The organism is Enterococcus sp. AZ020 (genome assembly GCF_050499205.1).
Classification (GTDB): domain Bacteria; phylum Bacillota; class Bacilli; order Lactobacillales; family Enterococcaceae; genus Enterococcus_L; species Enterococcus_L dunnyi.
The window spans coordinates 2,322,842-2,339,961 of the sequence record NZ_JBIPAT010000001.1 but is presented as its reverse complement, the minus strand read 5'-3'; the positions used below and the strand labels follow the sequence as shown (position 1 = coordinate 2,339,961).

Genomic DNA, 17,120 nt, shown 5'->3' with positions numbered 1-17,120 from the left:
TTGATTTGTGCAGCTAGATAGCATCAATGATCAACACTTTCTTACGAAAGTCTTGTACTGTTCATCATCAGCTCAATTTCTTTCGTTGTGATTCTCAGCAAAAGCGGAACAAATCGCCTAATCCTATAGAAAATTAGGAAATTGACATTGAGGTGTTTGTTGCCTCACTGGCAATTTATCTATTTTCCTAAGGATTGATTTGTGCAGCTAGATAACTATAGCAGCGGAACAAATCGCTTAATCCTGTAGAAAATTAGGAAATTGACTTTGAGGTGCTTCTTGCCTCACTGACAATTTATCTATTTTCCTAAGGATTGATTTGTGCAGCTAGATACCACTAGACTAACCTTATCGTAGCACATTCGTGCAAGTTCTAAGGTTATGAATTACAAAGTTATTTTTATCAGTTATAATAGACACAAAACTTTGTTATCCGGAGGAATAGTTGATGATTCGCCCAATCGATATTGCACGAGAATTAAATATCAGTACCAGCTTATTACGCCATTACGAAAAGAATCAACTACTTCCCTTACCTAAGAGAAGTAAGAGCGGTTATCGTCTTTATACAGAAGAAAGTCTCCACTACTTTCGAGCGATCCGAACAACAACGATCACATATGGTTATCATGCAACAAAAAAAATCATGAGTGCTCTTCAAAAAGAGAAATTTACAGAAGCTTTTTGGCTATTGAATGAAGAACAAGTAAAATTGAATCAGCGCAAAAAGATTTCTGATCAAACCTTAGCATTGCTTCATGAAGAGGAGTGGCAGGAAATAAACCAAATGCCAAATAGAGGATGGTTAACGATCGGAGAAGCAGCTGAACGTTTGGCAATTACGGAAACCTCCATTCGTCACTGGACAAAAGAGCAACTCCTTGACGTTCCTCGTGATCCAGAGAGTAATTATCGAATGTTTGATGAGCACGCAATTCAACAGTTATTATTTATTCGTATGATCCGTGCCTCTACTTGGTCACTGGATGAGGTTCGGGAAATCCTTACTCAGTTTCAGGCAGATTCACCTAAGCGAATGATTGAGCTTGCAGAACAATCCTTACGAGCGCTCAATGAATTACTTAAACGTCAAATGATTTCTACCAAATATATTTATGCACTGATTCAGTTCTTAGAGCCGGATTTTTTTGAAGATTTTCCCAGCTCTGATTTTTATTAAAAAATAGAGTCCTGAACAAAACTCTTTTCTAGTTTTGTTCAGGACTCTATTTAGCTCTTGATAAACAGCAACAAAAGCGGCTCCATGAGTAATAGGAACTGAATTCTTCAGTCCGATTTTCTTCTACTCTTGATTCAACACTTCATCTTGAATTAGTCCACTAGCTTTCATGAACATATACGTCACAACTGGTCCCACAAAGGTAAAACCTTGCTTTTTCATATCTTTGGCTACATGTTTCGATAGCGGGGTGATATTAGGTACCTCATATGCTTCTTCATAAACATTCAAATGGGGAACACCGCCAACAAAATCCCACATATACTCAGCAAAGCTGCCATATTCTTTTTGTACTGCTAAAATCGCTTGAGCATTTTGAATCGTCGCATTGATTTTTCTTGGGTTGCGAATCATTTCAGGATCCTGCATGATTTTTTCCACATCATCCGGCATCATTGCGGCCACTTTTTGAATATCCATATTGTGGAAATTTCTTAAAAAAGCATCTAATTTACCAGCTGCAGCCTTCCAGCTCAATCCTGCTTGAAAGGTACCTACCGTTAATAAAATAAAAAGCAAGCGGTCATCGTGGGTAGGCTTCCCCCATTGGTTGTGGTACCAATCAAATTTTGATGGTTGGTTCTTCCTCATTCTTCTCTCCTACAAATCACTATTTCTCTTATCATAACATAAAAAAATAGTAGTATGCGCTCATGGTTCTCCATAAAAAAGAGTTTGACTATCAGTCAAACTCTAAATGTGTAGCTTTATTTTAATAAATTTATCATCGCTTTTGAAATATCATTAGCCTTTAAGCCGTAGACTTCTTTCAAATAATCCAATTTACCTACTTGACCGAATTGCTCTTTTACACCGATCCGTTTCATTTTTGTTGGATGATTTTCAGCAATGATTTCTGCCACAGCACTCCCTAGTCCACCGATCACGTTATGATTTTCTGCGGTTATGATCGGGCCTAATTTGGCAGCTTCGATTACGACTTCTTCATTCATCGGCTTGATTCTAAATAAATCGATCACTTGAACGGAAATCCCTTTTTCTTCTAAATCATCCGCTGCCTGAAGCGCTTCTTCCACCATGATCCCACTAGCAAAAATGGTCCCATGTGTTCCTTTTTTCAATCTACAGTAGCCTTTTGAAAAGTCTTCTTTTTCATTATACAGTGACTTTGCCTGCTTGCGTATCGTACGAATATAAAATAATCCTTTTGCCGTATGAGCATAGGTCAAAATGGCTTTAAATTGATACGGATCTGATACTTCATAGATATTGTTTTCTGGAATCACCCGCATTAATGCTACATCTTCAAACGGCATGTGCGTACCGCCATTCATTTCAGCTGTAACACCCGGGTCTGTTCCAACGATGACTGCATGATTTTTGGCATACCCAAGGGAAAGAAATACTTGATCGAATGAGCGTCTCGTTGCAAAGGGCGCAAAGGTATGGATAAATGGAATAAATCCCGTTACAGCTAATCCAGCAGCAGCACTCATTTCCTGGGCTTCCATGATGCCTACATTGATATAACGATCGCCTAGCTTTTCTTTTAATTTGCTGGTTCCCATCGAACTTGCCAAATCAGCTTCTAAAGCTAAAATTTTTTGATCTTTTTCTGCTAGCTCTTGTATTGTTTGGGTATAAACTTGACGCATTTCTAAGTCTTTCATTACTGATTCACCTCGATCTTTTTAGCTAAGCTTTCAATCGATTCTTTGATCGCGATTTTAGTTGCTTCATCTGGACGAATATGATGGTTATCCGTCAGCTCTTCAAAATAAGGAACGCCTTGTCCTTTTACTGTATCTAAAACGATCGCTGTGGGAGCTCCTTTTTCCTTTTTTGCTTGATCGATCGCTGACTCAATAGCAGACACATCTCTCCCATTCACCCGCCAACTATTAAAGCCAAACGCCCGCATTTTCTCAACAAAATCAAAAGGATCACAAATGTCTGTGGTATAACCGTCCAACTGTTTTTTATTATCGTCGATCAACACGATCAGATGATCCAATTTTTGATGTGCGGCAAATTGAAAAGCTTCCCAGCATTGCCCTTCGTTTAATTCTCCGTCACCCACAACTGCAAAAGTATAATTTTCTTTGCCTAACAGCTGGTTGCCTTTTGCTATTCCTGTTGCAGCTGAGATCCCTTGTCCAAGTGATCCAGTGGTCATATCTACCCCAGGCGTTTTGATTCGGTCTGGGTGCGAAGGTAAATTAGTGCCATTTTGATTGAGGCTAAAAAGAAATGCTTCATCAAAATATCCTTTCAAAAACAACGTAGCATAGAGCGCGGGCCCAGCATGTCCTTTTGACAAAACAAAATAGTCACGGTCTGGATCATCTTGTTTTTCTGCTGAAACATTCATGACTTTTCCATACAAGACAGCCAATGTTTCAACGATAGACAAGCTGCCGCCAAAATGACCAAAGCCTAGATGATCCAACTCCCGCATCGTATAATAACGAATCTGATCCGCAAACTTTTGGATATCCATTATGCTGCCTCCTTCGCTTTAGTCCCTTGTTTCTTGCCGAAGACCGTTAATCCGATCAATAACACTAGTACTGCTAATACGCCAGCGACAACTGCAATTTGTCCACCCATATCTGCTAATTTCCCAAGGAAAATCCCTGTTACTCCATAATCGGTATCAGAGAATGTCGATCCTTGGAAGCCAAGATCGCCCATGACCGGCATCAATAGAATCGGCATAAAACTGATGATCACCCCATGGATAAATGAACCTACCACTGCTCCGCGTAAACCGCCTGTGGCATTGCCAAAAACACCTGCCGTTGCACCACAGAAGAAATGCGGCACCACACCTGGAATGATCACGGTCGTACCTGTTGCCACCATGATGAACAAACTCACGATTCCACCTACAAAACTAGTTAAAAAGCCGATCAACACAGCATTTGGTGCATATGGAAAGACGATTGGGCAATCCAATGCTGGTATCGAATTTGGCACTAGTTTTTCTGAGATTCCTTTGAATGCCGGAACGATTTCCGCTAAGATCAACCGAACACCTGCAAGGATCACAAACACGCCTGCTGCAAACATTCCTGCTTGCTGTAAAGCATAAATAATGTAATTTGTGCCATCACTAAGGTTTTCTGAGATAAACGTGTTTCCTGCAAATAATGCGACAATCGTATATACGATCCCCATCGTTAACGTAATACTAACTGTGGAATCTCGTAAAAACGCGAGCCCTTTAGGAAAATTGATATCCTCTGTTGATTTTTCTTTATTTCCAACATATTTTCCAATAAACCCACTAAGCGCATAACCAAAGTTTCCTGTATGCCCTAAAGCCACAGAATCATTCTTAGTGATCTGTTTGGTAAATGGTTGGGCAATTGCTGGAAAAATCGTATTTGCCAAGCCTAAAGCCAAACCGCCAACCAAAACTAATGGCACAGCGCTCATTTTTGTCACACTCATGATGACTGCGATCATACACGCCATGTAAAGCGTTGCATGGCCAGTTAAATAAATGTATTTAAATTTAGTGATGCGGGCGATCAAAATATTGAAGGCCATACCAACTAACATGATCAATGCTGTATAAGTGCCGTATTTCGTCAAAGCTAATGCTACGATCGCTTCGTTGTTCGGTACAACGCCTTGCATATTGAATGCATGCTGAAACATTTCTCCAAACGGAGCTAATGAGCCTTCAATGACTCCTGCTCCTGCAGTGACGACTAAAAAGCCAACAAACGTTTTGATCCCTCCACGTACAACATCAGAAATCGGCTTTTTCTGTAACCCTAACCCCAGTACTGCAATCAAAGCGACCAAAATTGCTGGTGTACTTGCGATATCGATCAGTATATTTAATACCCCATTCATTGATTTTCCCTCACTTTCTTTTCCTTAAAACGCGCCTCTGTTTTTTAATCATCGTTATAACAGTTCATTTTCAACGCAAACAGCTCTAACCTTTTCCCGCAATTCATCCATATCGATAATGCTGTCCAGTACCACGACATTGCCCAAATGCTGGGCACTATCTGCAAGATCTCCTGCTACAAAGAAGACATCTGCCAAATCAGGTGTAGCACTTCCCATATCATAATGAGCGACCTCAACGTCTGTTACTCCCAGTTCATTCAACACACTGTTGATATTCATTTCCACCATAAAACTAGATCCTAATCCTGATCCGCACACCGCTGCCATTCTCATAATAATTCTCCTTCCTTTAATAGCGCCATGATCGTTTGTTGATCTGTCGCTGCCAATAATTTTTCTAAATTGTCTTTATTTGAAAGTATCTTGGTCAAACTAGCTAAAGCTTTTAAATGCATCTCATTATCGATGGCTGCCAAACAGATAAAAATCGTGATTTCATGTTTGGGATCGTCTAAAAGCTCGATCGGTTCACTCACTTTTAACAACGACATCCCTAATTGTTTGACACCATCTTCTGGTCTAGCATGCGGCAAAGCAATCCCTTTGCCAATGTGAATGAAGGCACCATAGTCTTTGACCTTTTGGATCATTGCTTCTATATAATGATCGGTTATTTTTTCTTGTTTTAATAATGGGGCTGCCGCATAAGTAATGGCTTCTTCCCAATTCATTTTTTTATCCGTCAATTGGATCATCTCTTCGGTCAGCAACTCAGATAACATTGGTTTCTCATCTTCTTTCACTTTCAATTTTTTTATCATTTTGCGATTTAAAATTCGATAGATTTTTTCTTTTGTAACGCCTTTTTTCAGTTCCACATACGGCAAGAGTGTTTCGATGATCTCATCCACAGAAGGAACGACAATTCCTGGAATCAATAAATCCTCCTGCACACACCGCATCAAATTGTTTTTCTCTAATTGCGACATGATCGGTTTGACGAGATATACATTCTTAGGAATCGTCAGCGGAACACTTGAAAAGATCACGTCATACTCTGTCTCAGAGATATTTTCCAGCTGGTCAACAGTTGTCGTTAAACTAAAATCGATCGTCGGAAACAATTCTTTCAATTCAGACTGCATGATCAATGATGAACTGATTCCGCTGGGACATAAAACAAGCGCTTTGTATCGAATCACCCGGTTCAATTCCCGCTGATTGCCGATTTCTCCACCAAACAAAATAGTAAAATAGCCAATTTCTTCATCTGGAATTTTTTCTCCGGTCAGTACTTCTAAAGGATGCAGCGCGCGCTTAGTCAAAGCAAATATTTCACCATATTGTTCCTTGATCTCCTCGATCAACACATTAGATAACGAAAAATGATACTTGATCCGAAAAAAAGCAGGGACTAGATGGTAAAAAAGATCCAATAACAACTTGCGGTACGCTTTAAATTCGATCGCCGCTAAACGCTCCATTTCATGAATGATCTGACTAGCGCATTCCAATAAGAACTCTAAAGCCGTTTCTCTAACCTCACCTTGAATGATCGTCATAAAGATCAGTGAACAGTAAAACGCCTCATCACTAGAATATTCAAGTGTCGGAAACTGAGCTAAAAAATCCTGACTGCCTTGAAATACAGTCAATTGACTCAGCCATTTTTTACTTTCCTCATCTATTAAGACAGACTGTTTTGAATGTCGGTATAATATATAGGCTAAAAAATAAACTGTTTCTTCGATTCGACTAGGTACGATCGACCAGTCATATTTTTTGATCGTTTCAAACAAATGAAAGCGAACATCTGCTTCAACTGTTTTCGATTGTGTTAGTAAAGCTTTTTTCAAGCCCCATTTTCCTGCTTGTGTTCCAATGATTTTTGTGATCATCTCATGTGCTTTAAGGCGCAGCTGATTTTCCTGACCAGCCAAATGAAACCCAAGTTTCCTTGAATAGTCCAATGTGATACAGTCTTCTGAAAGAGCATCACGCAGTTTTTTGATGTCTGATAAGATCGTATTTTTACTTACTTGAAAAAAATCTTGATAATGGAAAACAGATAAATCTTCTTTTTCTAAAAATGTCAAAAGATATAATAGCGCCTGTCGTTCCTGTTCAGAATAACAAATGTCCCATTCGTGTTTGCCAAATTGTATTTCCAACCACAGCTCTGTCAGCTGATCCGAAAAATAGACACGATCCTTTTGCCAAATCATTGGTTGATAAGAATTCTCCTGTAAAAATTCATTGATCTTGCCTAGCTGATCGATCACTACTTCTGTTGTCAAACCTGTTTTCTCATTGATTTCTTGAATGGAGTAACCCACTCCGGCCGGCATTGCGATAAGATAACTCATTCGATAATCAATCATATGTGTTCCTCCTGTTTCCACTATATAATGTAAACGCTACAAACGAAAGAAGTCTTGGGTCTAATCTATTTTTTATTTTCCAAAAGAATTGGACTTAACTAAAAAAATAACAAAATAGCTATGGAAGTCAACGAAGAATTGATTCCATAGCTATTTTGTTTGCAAAGAGAGCGGAACAAAACTAAAAATCAGTTTTGTTTCGCTCTTTAAACTCAAATAAACGGCGAGAAAAAAGCAGTTCCTTTGGAAATAAGGAGCTAAACACTTTTGTCTCAGCCTCGATTATTACGCTGTTAAAGCCAAGCTAAACGCTCAACCTCATCCAGATCAAGACCATAGCGTTGCGGTGAATCAGCGATCACTTGTTTAATCTCGTTTATTTGAGCCGGTTCTTTTACCAGCACATCGATTCCTGCGGGTGTCAGAAATGACCGTTCGAATTTGATCACCAAAATCGTTTCTGTCAAGGCTAAGATCGACCAGCGGCTGCTCAATACTTTTAAGATTCCTGCACCTCGCCAGACAAATGTATTCTGCTTCCAAGTATCTTTTCCAATAATCGTTTTGCTTTTTCCCTGCTGATTTTTATAGCAGACTGTATCTAAAAAAACGAGCGGATCGACGGATAAAAGCTTGTAAGAAATCATTGGCTGCCGACGTTTTCCTGACAGCCACAAAGGAAAGGTCGTTCCTTTTATCAACCAGTTTCCTGACAATGCTTCAGCTTTCTTTTCCACGTCTCAACCACCTTTCCTATTGACGCCTTTCAACAAGCAAAGAGCTGATTATTTATCTGGTGTCTCATCTTTCTTATAGGTTATAACGTGAGCGTTTTTATTTTCTGCAATTTCTTTCGCTCTATTTACCGCCTGCTCTTTCGTGTCAAAGGAATCTGCTGCTTTTTTAGCGTTTTTCGTTTGAACATACCAGCGATCGTCTTCATAATAAACCAACACGTCATTGTCCAAAAGATCTGTATTGATTTTGTTTGGGTGTCTATCGTTTTTTTGTGGATCAGCTGCGTGCTTAAATGCTGTTTTCTCCGAGTCAGACGCTTCAGCATACCATTTTTTTGCTTGAGAAATAGCAATCGGAATGGCATCACCTTCGGGATACCCTTCACTCACAAGCGCATTGACAATATCGATAGCCTTTTTCTTAAGAAGCGGTTCAAAATGTTTGAATGACGCTGGATAATCATTTAGATCCCAAGGCATAAGTCAGCTCCCCTTTCTTATGCAAAAAAGCTTCCACCAGTAATGGCATACACTTGTCCGGTGACATAGCTGGCTTCGTCAGAGGCTAAAAAGACATATACAGCAGCTAATTCAGCCGGCTGGCCTGCTCTTTGAAGCAACTCATTTTGACCAAATTCCGGAATCTTCTCTTGCGGCTGTCCTCCGCAAATCTGCAAAGCCGTCCAAATCGGACCTGGCGCCACAGTATTGACACGAATGCCAGATGCGGCCAACTGCGCAGATAGTCCTTTACTGAACGAAGTGATCGCGCCTTTCGTCGCTGCATAATCAAGTAAATGTGCACTAGGTTCTGCACTTTGGATAGAGGTAGTGGTGATGATACTCGCTCCCTTTGGCAGATAATCCAATGCTTCCTGAACAGCCCAATACATTGAAATGATATTCGTTGTATAGGTATCGACGATTTGTTGTGTCGATAGATCCTTGATCGATTCAACTGCTTGCTGCATCCCGGCATTCAAAACTAAAATATCTAAACCATCCAATTCCTTAGCAGCATCATGAATCAATTTTCGGGTAAAGTCTTCTTCTTTTAAATCTCCAGGAAGCAGCACTGCTTTGCGTCCTTCTGCTTCGATCAATTGTTTTACTTGCTGCGCGTCTTCTTCTTCAAAAGGCAGATAGTTGATAGCAACATCCGCACCTTCTCTCGCGTAAGCAATTGCTGCTGCACGACCGATACCGGAATCCCCGCCTGTGATCAATGCTTTACGGCCTGTAAGTTTCCCAGACCCGTGATAAGATTCTTCCCCACAATCAGGAATAGGAGTCATTTTTTGCTGTAATGCCGGTGCTTCTTGAACTTGCTTCTCAAATTTCCCATCATAGAATTTCGTGAGCGGATTTTCAATTTTCTTCGTCATACTGATTCCTCCTAATTTTTTTGTGTAGATTAATATTTTCCTATCTATTTACCCTAATACAAAAAAGCCAGCTTCACAAATCATATGATTCTAATAAAAAATCACATTCTTTGGTTTATATAAAAGAACTACGTATAATGAAGGTTAGAGATGTTACAATAAAAATAGGTCTTAAGATGGATGTCAAAACATTTCATAAATATTACAATAACATTACACTATACTTTAATAGGGATCGTTTCGTTGGCCATCCGATGACTATTTGATGAATGAATCGTATAGTCTTTTTACAAAAAAAGTATTGATGATTTTTAAATTTGAGGAGGAATTTTTATGAAGAACAGTAAATCGAAAATTGGCTTGATCGTTTTGATTGGTGTCATTTTATTAGGGGTATTCGGTGTCAGTCAATATAACGGCTTAGCTAAAAAAGAACAATCAGTAGAATCACAGTGGAGTCAAGTAGAAAATGTAATGCAGCGTCGGGCCGACCTAGTCCCTAACTTAGTCAATAGTGTTAAGGGCAGCATGCAGCAAGAGCAAAAAGTCTTTGGCGATATCGCTAAAGCACGTGAAGCATACGGCTCAGCAAACAATGACTCAGATAAAATCAAAGCCAGTCAGGAGTTAGATCAATCGGTTGGTACATTGATCAATGTCATCAACGAAAGTTATCCGGAATTAAAATCAAATGATAATGTCCAAACATTGATGACACAACTTGAAGGAACTGAGAATAGAATCTCAGTTGAGCGTAAACGTTACAATGATGTTGTGAAGGAATACAATGAACAAGTCGTTTCATTCCCTAAAAATATCTTTGCAAATATGATGGGCTTAGGTAAAAAAGATTACTTTAAAGCAGATCCGACAGCTAGTAGTGTCCCTTCTGTCAATTTTGATGATTCAACCAGCACATCCAGCGGGAAGTGAAACTAAATGACTACAAATAGACGAGGCCTTTTCATCAGTGTTATTCTTTTCCTTGTCACCATTTTTGCCGGCTTTCAATTGCCGGCTTTTGCAGAAGAGCTGCCAGCAGCTCCTAGTCATTTCTATTTAGATCAGCCGGGTATTCTTGATGAAACAACAAAAAACTTAGTTGATCGAAAAGGAGCAGTGTACAGGGACAAAGCTGAGGCTCCCCAAGTTGTTTTAGCTGTTATCGATTCAACGGATGGTGATAGCATCGATAGCTATGCACCTGATCTTTTCCAAAAATGGAAAATCGGTAATCAAAAAGAAAACAATGGGATTTTGATTCTTTACGCTGTTAATGATGGCGAACGAAATGTCCGCATCGAGGTGGGATATGGGTTAGAAGATGTGATAACAGATAGCCTTGCGGGAAATATTCTGCAGCAGGCAAAAGATGATTTAAAATCGAACGATCCAGCTGCGATCAACAAAGGATTACAATATACATTCAATGCTGTTACGACTTTGATCGATAAGCATTATGATTATCCAGCAGACGAAAATGCTCTGTCAGAAGATGAGCTGGATCAAGTAACTGCGGCTGATTCTGGTATTCCCGACTTTTTCTCTTTTGGGATCGTAGTGATCATCATCTTGATAGCAATCTTCGGTTCCGGCGGACGTGGTGGTCGCGGTAGACGCGGCGGTCCTTGGTATTGGGGCGGTGGCGGTTATGGCGGCGGCTTTGGTGGCGGTTCATCAAGAGGCGGTGGCGGCTTCGGCGGAGGAGGTTTCTCTGGCGGTGGTGGTTCATCCGGCGGCGGCGGTGCTAGTATTTAGACTGTTGAGTATAAAATGAATAAAAGAGAGAGCAGACATTTGAATGTTTGCTCTATTTTTTTTACTCTCAAAATAAAACCAGATTTAAAAATATAAAAGTATAGACATTTATAATTAAAGATGGTATATTATTTTTGTAATCGATTACAAATTTATGATAAAGGATCGTGATTTTCGTGAATGGTTTTATGGATTCTCTTGCTGAAAAAATTATGCCTTTGGCTAACAAGCTTGGGCAAAACCGTTACCTGTCTGTACTTAGAGATGCGTTTATGCTGTCTTTCCCTTTAACAATGTTTGGTTCGATCATCGTTGTGATCAATAATTTACCGTTTTTCAGCGATGCAACGAAAGGCACATTATCTTCATTATTCGGTAATGGACAAAATGCCACAATGAGTATTATGTCCGTGTTTGTCACATTCGGTATTGGCTATTATTTATCAAAATCTTACGATGTTGAAGGTATTTTCGGAGGTGCTGTTTCCTTCGCAAGTTTCCTATTATTGACGCCTTTTATGATGACAACAGCTGAAGGTGTAGAAGTTTCTGGTGTTTTATCTTTAGACCGTTTAGGCGCTAAAGGTATGTTTATTGGGATGATCGCAGCATTTTTAGCTGCTGAAATCTATTGCCGGATCACAAAAAAAGGCTGGCAAATAAAAATGCCTGATGGGGTTCCGCCAGCAGTTGCAAAATCTTTTGCCGCATTGATTCCAGCTATTTTGACTCTTTCTGTTTTCTTATTCTTAAATGCCGCTGTGACTGGTCTATTTAATACGAATCTTCATGATGTCGTGTATGAAATCATCCAAAAACCACTTGTTGGTCTAGGCAGCAGCTTGCCAGCAACACTGATTGCATTGTTCTTTGTACAATTTTTATGGTTCTTTGGTTTACATGGTCAAATCATCGTCAACTCTGTGATGGACCCAATTTGGAATACATTGATGCTGGATAACTTAGAAGCATATAAAGCAGGGCAAGATCTGCCTCATATCATTACCAAACCTTTTATGGAAACTTTTACTGTGGGACTTGGCGGTTCTGGTATGACCTTAGCCGTTGTGTTGATCATGGCATTTATCATGAAGAAAAAACAATATCGTGATATCGGCCGTTTAAGTTTAGCACCTGGTATTTTTAACGTAAACGAACCTGCTATTTTTGGTTTACCGATCGTATTGAATGCAACGATTCTAATTCCATGGGTCATTGCGCCTTTGATCGTCACAGTCTTTAACTATCTGATCATGGCAGCAGGTATCGTACCACCGCCAACGGGGGTTTCTGTCCCTTGGACTGTACCGATCTTCTTTAGCGGTATGTTAGCTACAAACTCTATTTTAGGCGGTTTACTGCAGCTTGTAGACATGCTGATCGTTGGCTTCATCTGGTATCCATTCCTACGTATTTTAGATAAAGAGAAACTACGTTAATTTATTCCTATGATCACAAAGTGAAGCTTAGACAAAAATGTTTAGCTCCGAGAACCAAGTAGGTACTGTACGACATCAACTCGTTCCTCGTTGTGTTTTACAGCAATTTCGGCTTATTTCCGAAGCCTTCAACTCTTAGTACTTTAGCACTTAGAATGTTGCTAGTTTCACTTTGTTCTTGGAACAATAGTAAAGCTGTATGCGTTGGCTGATGTGATCGAAGCAGTTGCTTTTTGTCTCGGCGTTCATTCCTATTTAGAGAGCGAAACAAAACTGATTTTTAGTTTTGTCTCGCTCTCACTTTTCTATTTTATAGTTAAGCTCAATGAGCTAGCATTTCTTGTGCTATTTCAAATCCTGTCATCGTCTCAGGATAGTAGGTCGGCCAATTGTCCATTTGCTTCAGCAGATTTTCTTGACTGTCATTGCCAAAATAGATATGGAAATGTGCCGCTTTGTTAGGTGCTATTCCATGATCAGAAAATTGGACATATTTGTAAGGTGTATCTTCAGTGGTTTCAAATAGAAAGCGTACCCCGCGATTCCCTGCTTCATAGGTCAAAATTTGCTTTCCAGCATAAGTATAATTCGCTTTATATTCTTTCTTGCCTACCACAAACGTCATTGTATTTTCAGTAATATCGATTTGATCTACATCTGTTTGGTAGCCACGGCGATAATACTCTTTGTATTCTGAGGCAGACATTTTTTGAGTCAATTTTGCTTTATAATCAAAAACTTGATCAAAGGTTCCTTCTTCTAAATAGGGATAAACAGATTGCCAGTTCCCAGCATAGTCTGACAGTTCACGGTCTTTCACTTGTTCATCTTCAAAATAACCATTATAGACCGTTTTCTCTGTAGCAGAAACAGTCAGTTCCTTTTTAGGCGTTGTGTCAGTTGACTTTGTTAATGCACTTAAATTTTCCTGCATTACACTGATATAGGTTTTGCCCGTATCCATATCTTTTTGCGTCAACCCCTCAAGCGGATTGAGTACGAGAAGGTCTACATTTGCTTCACTCGCCAATGTTTTTGCGACACGGTCATTAGCATTTTCTTCAAAATAAATATATTGGATACCTGTTTCATCGACTATTTTTTTTAATTCTGCCAGCCTTGAAGGCTGTGGTTCTTGGTCTGGCGAAATCCCTGCAATCGGTAATTGTTTTAATCCATAATCCAATGCCAAATATGAAAAAGCTGTATGTTGAGTAATAAAATTTTTTTGTTTCGCTGCTGATAGCTTTTCTTCAAAGTCTTGATGAAGGGTTGTTAGTTCTGAAATGTAAGCAGCAGCATTCTTATTAAAAACAGTCGTTTGTTCTGGAAACTGTTCAATCAAACCATCTCTGATTTTTTCTACTGCCTGGATTGCGCGATATGGGCTCAGCCAAATATGAGGATCGTAATCGTGAGAATGTCCGTCATGGCTTTCTTGTGATCCATGATCATGATCTTCTGTCCCTGGAAGTAAGAGCATTCCTTCAGTAGCTTTGATACTATTGACATTTTTTAAAGATTTCTCTGTTTTTGGAACCCAGGTTTCCATGTACTCACTAAGATAAATAAACGCATTGGCATCTTGTAGCTTAGCAATTTCTTTGGCGGAAGGTTCATAATCATGTGCCTCTGTTCCTGCTGGAATCATCAGCGAAACGTCTCCAGCATCGCCAACGATATTTCTTGTAAATTCATACATAGGATAAAAAGAGGTTACGATCGTAAGCTCCTTATCTTTGCTATCAGTTTTATCCTGAACGCTAGGAGTCGTGCATGCCGTTAAAATCCCTACTAAAAAAAGGACGCTCCAAATGATTGTTTTTAGATTTTTTTTCATTTATTTTCCCCTTGATTCTAGAATGAATGCTTTCGCTTCTTTGTCTTATTTCGATTTGCGCAAACCAAAACGTAATAATTACGATTTAGACATTCGATACTATAGCAATTCATTTTTTTATTGTCAAGGATTTATATAATTTTTTTTGCACATCATTCAAACAAATCGATTTAGTTTCATTTTATTACAATTGTCTATACATTCATAATCAGGTACAATACAGAGTAGGAGGTAGTGAAATAATGAAGCCAAAATACGAAGAAATTGCAGATACGATACGCGAAAGAATCAAAAATAATGTCTATAAAGCAGACACTCTTTTACCAAATCAAACAGATCTAGTAAAGGAATTTGATGTCAGTCGTATGACTGTCAAAAAAGCCATCGGCATTTTAGTAATGGAAGGTCTGCTATACTCTCAAAGAGGTTCTGGAACGAAAGTATTGAATCGCTCATTTTGGGACAAAGACACTTCTCCAGCAAATGAATATGGCGGACTTAGTAAACAAATGGATGAGCGCCACAAGGATCTTAAAAGCCAGGTGATCTTATTTGAAGTCGAGTTTCCAACTCAGGAAGTCCAAGAACGTCTGGCAATTTCAGAGGAACAACCTGTTTATAAGATCATCCGTTTACGTATTCTTGAAAATGAACCATTCATTCTAGAGCATACTTATATGCCCTGTGATCTAGTGCCGGGCTTAACAACAGATATATTGAAAAAATCGATCTACACGTACGTTAAGGAGGAATTATCCTTAAACTTTGCCGGTGCTTATCGAAATATTCAGGCCAGTAAATCTGATGAGTATGACCAAAATTATTTGAATTGTAAAATAGATGATCCTGTTCTTGAAGTACAGCAAGTCGTTTATCTGAAAAATGGACGACCGATCGAGTTCTCGTGCAGCCGGAATCGGTATGATCAGCGCGGGTATTCTATTTTAAATGTAGATTATAATTAAAAAGAGGACAAGACAAAAAGTGGCTTATGTAGTGACCCCAAAAAGTTAGACTTTTTATAGAGTGGATTTTTCCACTCTATTTTTATGCAGTTTTTTGATTGTAGTGTCGAAATTCTACTGGGCTTTTCCAGTTAAGTTTTTCTTTGATTCGGTGATGGTTATAATAATAAATGTAGTTCTCAATTGCTTCTCTTAATTCATTTTGACTTTGATAGATTTTTCCATAGTACACTTCTTGTTTTAGGATGCTGAAGAAATTCTCCATAGGAGAATTATCTAAACAGGTTCCTTTTCGAGACATACTTTGAAAGATGTTGTTGTCCTTTAATGTTTGTATATAGGCATTCATTTGATAAGCCCATCCTTGATCAGAGTGGAAGGTGCGACGATAGGGACAATCATTTGTTTGAGAAATTGCTTCTTCTAGCCCTGCTATAACGGTTTTACCATTTGGTTGATTAGAAAGGCTGTAGCTTAGAATTTCACTGTTATACATATCCATGAACGGATCTAAATATAGTTTTTTCTGTCGAAGAATGCCCGAGCCATCTGTTTCATAGTATTTAAATTCAGTTGTATCCGTCGTGATTTTTTGATGAGGGACAGAGGTGTTGAATCGGCGATGAATCAAATTTTTAGCTACTTTCCCAACGGTTCCTTTATAAGAATTGTACTTCCTAGATTTCTTGGTAAATGCTTTGACTTGTAACTTTAACTTTTGAATCAATCGCTGCACTTTCTTTTTATTTACTTGATAGCCACGTCGTTTCAATTCCTGTGTCATTCTTCTATAGCCATAATGTTGATGTTCCTTACGAATCGCTTGAATTTCTTCTTCAATTGTTTGTGTTGATGTTGTTCTGTCGAGGCGTTTTTGCCAGTACATGTAAGTGGCTTTTGGAAACCTTAGGGTTTCCAGAATATCTTTTAATCGAAAGTATCCTCGGAGGCTGTGAATGATTCGCGCGATTCGTTCATTTTTTGTTCGTCCTCTAAACGCAGTCTCCTCAATTCTTTTAAATAGGCGTTCTCAATTTTTAACATTCTATTTTCTTTTTCTAGTTTCTCTACTTGTGATTGTTCACTTGGTAATGGTTGCGGTTTATTTCGTTTCTTCTTAGACATGGTAGGTGGACGTCCTTTCTGTTTAGAGAGTCCATCTATACCAAGCTTCCGATACGTGTTAAGCCAATTCGCAATCAATGATGGATTGTTCATTTTTAGAAGATTGGCTACTTCTTGATAGGACAACTCTGTCGTTAAATACAACTCTAACGCATCTAGCTTAAATTGAACAGAGTAATTCTTACTTTTCCGACTACGAAATAGTCCTTCTTCACCAAGTTCTTTATAGGCATTAATCCATTTGCCTATTTGAGAATTATTTTTAAACCCATATTTCTTTGCGAGAAACCTTAGACCTCCTTGACCAGATAAGTAGTCATGAACAAGTTTAAGTTTAAATTCAAAACTGTATTTTGCCATACAAAAAAACCCCCAAAAGTTAGATTTCTAGGTCTAACTTTTGGGGGTCGGCTCATTAT

The 17,120-nt window shown here is 38.9% G+C and carries 15 protein-coding genes and 1 pseudogene; 5 read left to right on the top strand and 11 right to left on the bottom strand.

Annotation, left to right across the window (positions count from 1 at the left end; all coding sequences use genetic code 11):
* Positions 1-448 precede the first annotated feature (448 nt).
* Positions 449-1,180: a MerR family transcriptional regulator gene (locus tag IGI58_RS11165; RefSeq protein ID WP_429953328.1), complete on the top strand. Its 732-nt coding sequence runs from the start codon at positions 449-451 to the stop codon at positions 1,178-1,180.
* Positions 1,181-1,303: 123 nt separating this feature from the next.
* Here the strand turns inward: IGI58_RS11165 and IGI58_RS11160 are convergent, their stop codons facing one another.
* From IGI58_RS11160 to IGI58_RS11120, 9 genes are all read right to left on the bottom strand, one after another.
* A complete protein-coding gene (locus IGI58_RS11160; RefSeq protein ID WP_429953329.1) occupies positions 1,304-1,831 on the bottom strand; it encodes a DNA-3-methyladenine glycosylase I in 528 nt (175 codons plus the stop codon).
* A gap of 116 nt (positions 1,832-1,947) precedes the next feature.
* The gene (locus IGI58_RS11155; RefSeq protein WP_429953330.1) at positions 1,948-2,871 is read right to left on the bottom strand and encodes a transketolase family protein; all 924 of its coding nucleotides are present in this window, start codon (positions 2,869-2,871) and stop codon (positions 1,948-1,950) included.
* A complete protein-coding gene (locus IGI58_RS11150; RefSeq protein WP_429953332.1) occupies positions 2,871-3,701 on the bottom strand; it encodes a transketolase in 831 nt (276 codons plus the stop codon). The genes IGI58_RS11155 and IGI58_RS11150 overlap by 1 nt, the downstream gene beginning before the upstream one ends.
* Positions 3,701-5,068, bottom strand: a complete 1,368-nt coding sequence (locus IGI58_RS11145) for a PTS ascorbate transporter subunit IIC (protein WP_429953333.1) — start codon at positions 5,066-5,068, stop codon at positions 3,701-3,703. The genes IGI58_RS11150 and IGI58_RS11145 overlap by 1 nt, the downstream gene beginning before the upstream one ends.
* 54 nt (positions 5,069-5,122) lie before the next feature.
* The gene (locus IGI58_RS11140) at positions 5,123-5,404 is read right to left on the bottom strand and encodes a PTS sugar transporter subunit IIB (protein WP_429953335.1); all 282 of its coding nucleotides are present in this window, start codon (positions 5,402-5,404) and stop codon (positions 5,123-5,125) included.
* On the bottom strand, positions 5,401-7,452 hold the full coding sequence (locus tag IGI58_RS11135) for a BglG family transcription antiterminator (protein WP_429953337.1): 2,052 nt from the start codon (positions 7,450-7,452) through the stop codon (positions 5,401-5,403). The genes IGI58_RS11140 and IGI58_RS11135 overlap by 4 nt, the downstream gene beginning before the upstream one ends.
* A gap of 293 nt (positions 7,453-7,745) precedes the next feature.
* Complete coding sequence (locus tag IGI58_RS11130; protein ID WP_429953338.1) at positions 7,746-8,189, bottom strand: hypothetical protein; 444 nt, start codon at positions 8,187-8,189, stop codon at positions 7,746-7,748.
* Between the two features lie 48 nt (positions 8,190-8,237).
* A complete protein-coding gene (locus IGI58_RS11125) occupies positions 8,238-8,669 on the bottom strand; it encodes a DUF2188 domain-containing protein (protein ID WP_429953340.1) in 432 nt (143 codons plus the stop codon).
* Between the two features lie 17 nt (positions 8,670-8,686).
* Positions 8,687-9,574, bottom strand: a complete 888-nt coding sequence (locus tag IGI58_RS11120) for an SDR family oxidoreductase (RefSeq protein WP_429953341.1) — start codon at positions 9,572-9,574, stop codon at positions 8,687-8,689.
* 333 nt (positions 9,575-9,907) lie between these two features.
* Between IGI58_RS11120 and IGI58_RS11115 the strand changes: the two genes are divergently transcribed.
* The 3 genes from IGI58_RS11115 (at position 9,908) to celB (ending at position 12,771) form a co-directional block, all read left to right on the top strand.
* Entirely contained in the window at positions 9,908-10,507 is a 600-nt protein-coding gene (locus IGI58_RS11115) for a LemA family protein (RefSeq protein ID WP_087642177.1), read from the top strand.
* 6 nt (positions 10,508-10,513) lie between these two features.
* The gene (locus IGI58_RS11110; RefSeq protein ID WP_429953342.1) at positions 10,514-11,332 is read left to right on the top strand and encodes a TPM domain-containing protein; all 819 of its coding nucleotides are present in this window, start codon (positions 10,514-10,516) and stop codon (positions 11,330-11,332) included.
* A gap of 176 nt (positions 11,333-11,508) precedes the next feature.
* Positions 11,509-12,771: a PTS cellobiose transporter subunit IIC gene (celB, locus tag IGI58_RS11105; RefSeq protein WP_429953343.1), complete on the top strand. Its 1,263-nt coding sequence runs from the start codon at positions 11,509-11,511 to the stop codon at positions 12,769-12,771.
* A 322-nt stretch (positions 12,772-13,093) separates the two neighbouring features.
* On the opposite strand, the gene IGI58_RS11100 is transcribed toward celB, so the two are convergent.
* On the bottom strand, positions 13,094-14,611 hold the full coding sequence (locus IGI58_RS11100) for a zinc ABC transporter substrate-binding protein AdcA (RefSeq protein WP_429953345.1): 1,518 nt from the start codon (positions 14,609-14,611) through the stop codon (positions 13,094-13,096).
* A gap of 242 nt (positions 14,612-14,853) precedes the next feature.
* On the opposite strand from IGI58_RS11100, the gene IGI58_RS11095 reads away from it, so the two are divergent.
* Complete coding sequence (locus IGI58_RS11095; RefSeq protein WP_429953346.1) at positions 14,854-15,576, top strand: GntR family transcriptional regulator; 723 nt, start codon at positions 14,854-14,856, stop codon at positions 15,574-15,576.
* An 82-nt stretch (positions 15,577-15,658) separates the two neighbouring features.
* On the opposite strand, the pseudogene IGI58_RS11090 reads toward IGI58_RS11095, so the two are convergent.
* Positions 15,659-17,061: pseudogene (locus IGI58_RS11090) on the bottom strand (IS3 family transposase).
* Positions 17,062-17,120: the final 59 nt, after the last annotated feature.

Bases quoted from the DNA above. Each gene is read 5' to 3' on its own strand.
- IGI58_RS11135 (WP_429953337.1), bottom strand. From the start codon at position 7,452: ATGATTGATTATCGAATGAGTTATCTTATCGCAATGCCGGCCGGAGTG.
- IGI58_RS11100 (WP_429953345.1), bottom strand. From the start codon at position 14,611: ATGAAAAAAAATCTAAAAACAATCATTTGGAGCGTCCTTTTTTTAGTA.
- IGI58_RS11150 (WP_429953332.1), bottom strand. From the start codon at position 3,701: ATGGATATCCAAAAGTTTGCGGATCAGATTCGTTATTATACGATGCGG.
- IGI58_RS11115 (WP_087642177.1), top strand. From the start codon at position 9,908: ATGAAGAACAGTAAATCGAAAATTGGCTTGATCGTTTTGATTGGTGTC.
- IGI58_RS11120 (WP_429953341.1), bottom strand. From the start codon at position 9,574: ATGACGAAGAAAATTGAAAATCCGCTCACGAAATTCTATGATGGGAAA.
- IGI58_RS11160 (WP_429953329.1), bottom strand. From the start codon at position 1,831: ATGAGGAAGAACCAACCATCAAAATTTGATTGGTACCACAACCAATGG.
- IGI58_RS11145 (WP_429953333.1), bottom strand. From the start codon at position 5,068: ATGAATGGGGTATTAAATATACTGATCGATATCGCAAGTACACCAGCA.
- IGI58_RS11155 (WP_429953330.1), bottom strand. From the start codon at position 2,871: ATGAAAGACTTAGAAATGCGTCAAGTTTATACCCAAACAATACAAGAG.
- IGI58_RS11165 (WP_429953328.1), top strand. From the start codon at position 449: ATGATTCGCCCAATCGATATTGCACGAGAATTAAATATCAGTACCAGC.
- IGI58_RS11095 (WP_429953346.1), top strand. From the start codon at position 14,854: ATGAAGCCAAAATACGAAGAAATTGCAGATACGATACGCGAAAGAATC.
- IGI58_RS11110 (WP_429953342.1), top strand. From the start codon at position 10,514: ATGACTACAAATAGACGAGGCCTTTTCATCAGTGTTATTCTTTTCCTT.
- IGI58_RS11125 (WP_429953340.1), bottom strand. From the start codon at position 8,669: ATGCCTTGGGATCTAAATGATTATCCAGCGTCATTCAAACATTTTGAA.
- IGI58_RS11140 (WP_429953335.1), bottom strand. From the start codon at position 5,404: ATGAGAATGGCAGCGGTGTGCGGATCAGGATTAGGATCTAGTTTTATG.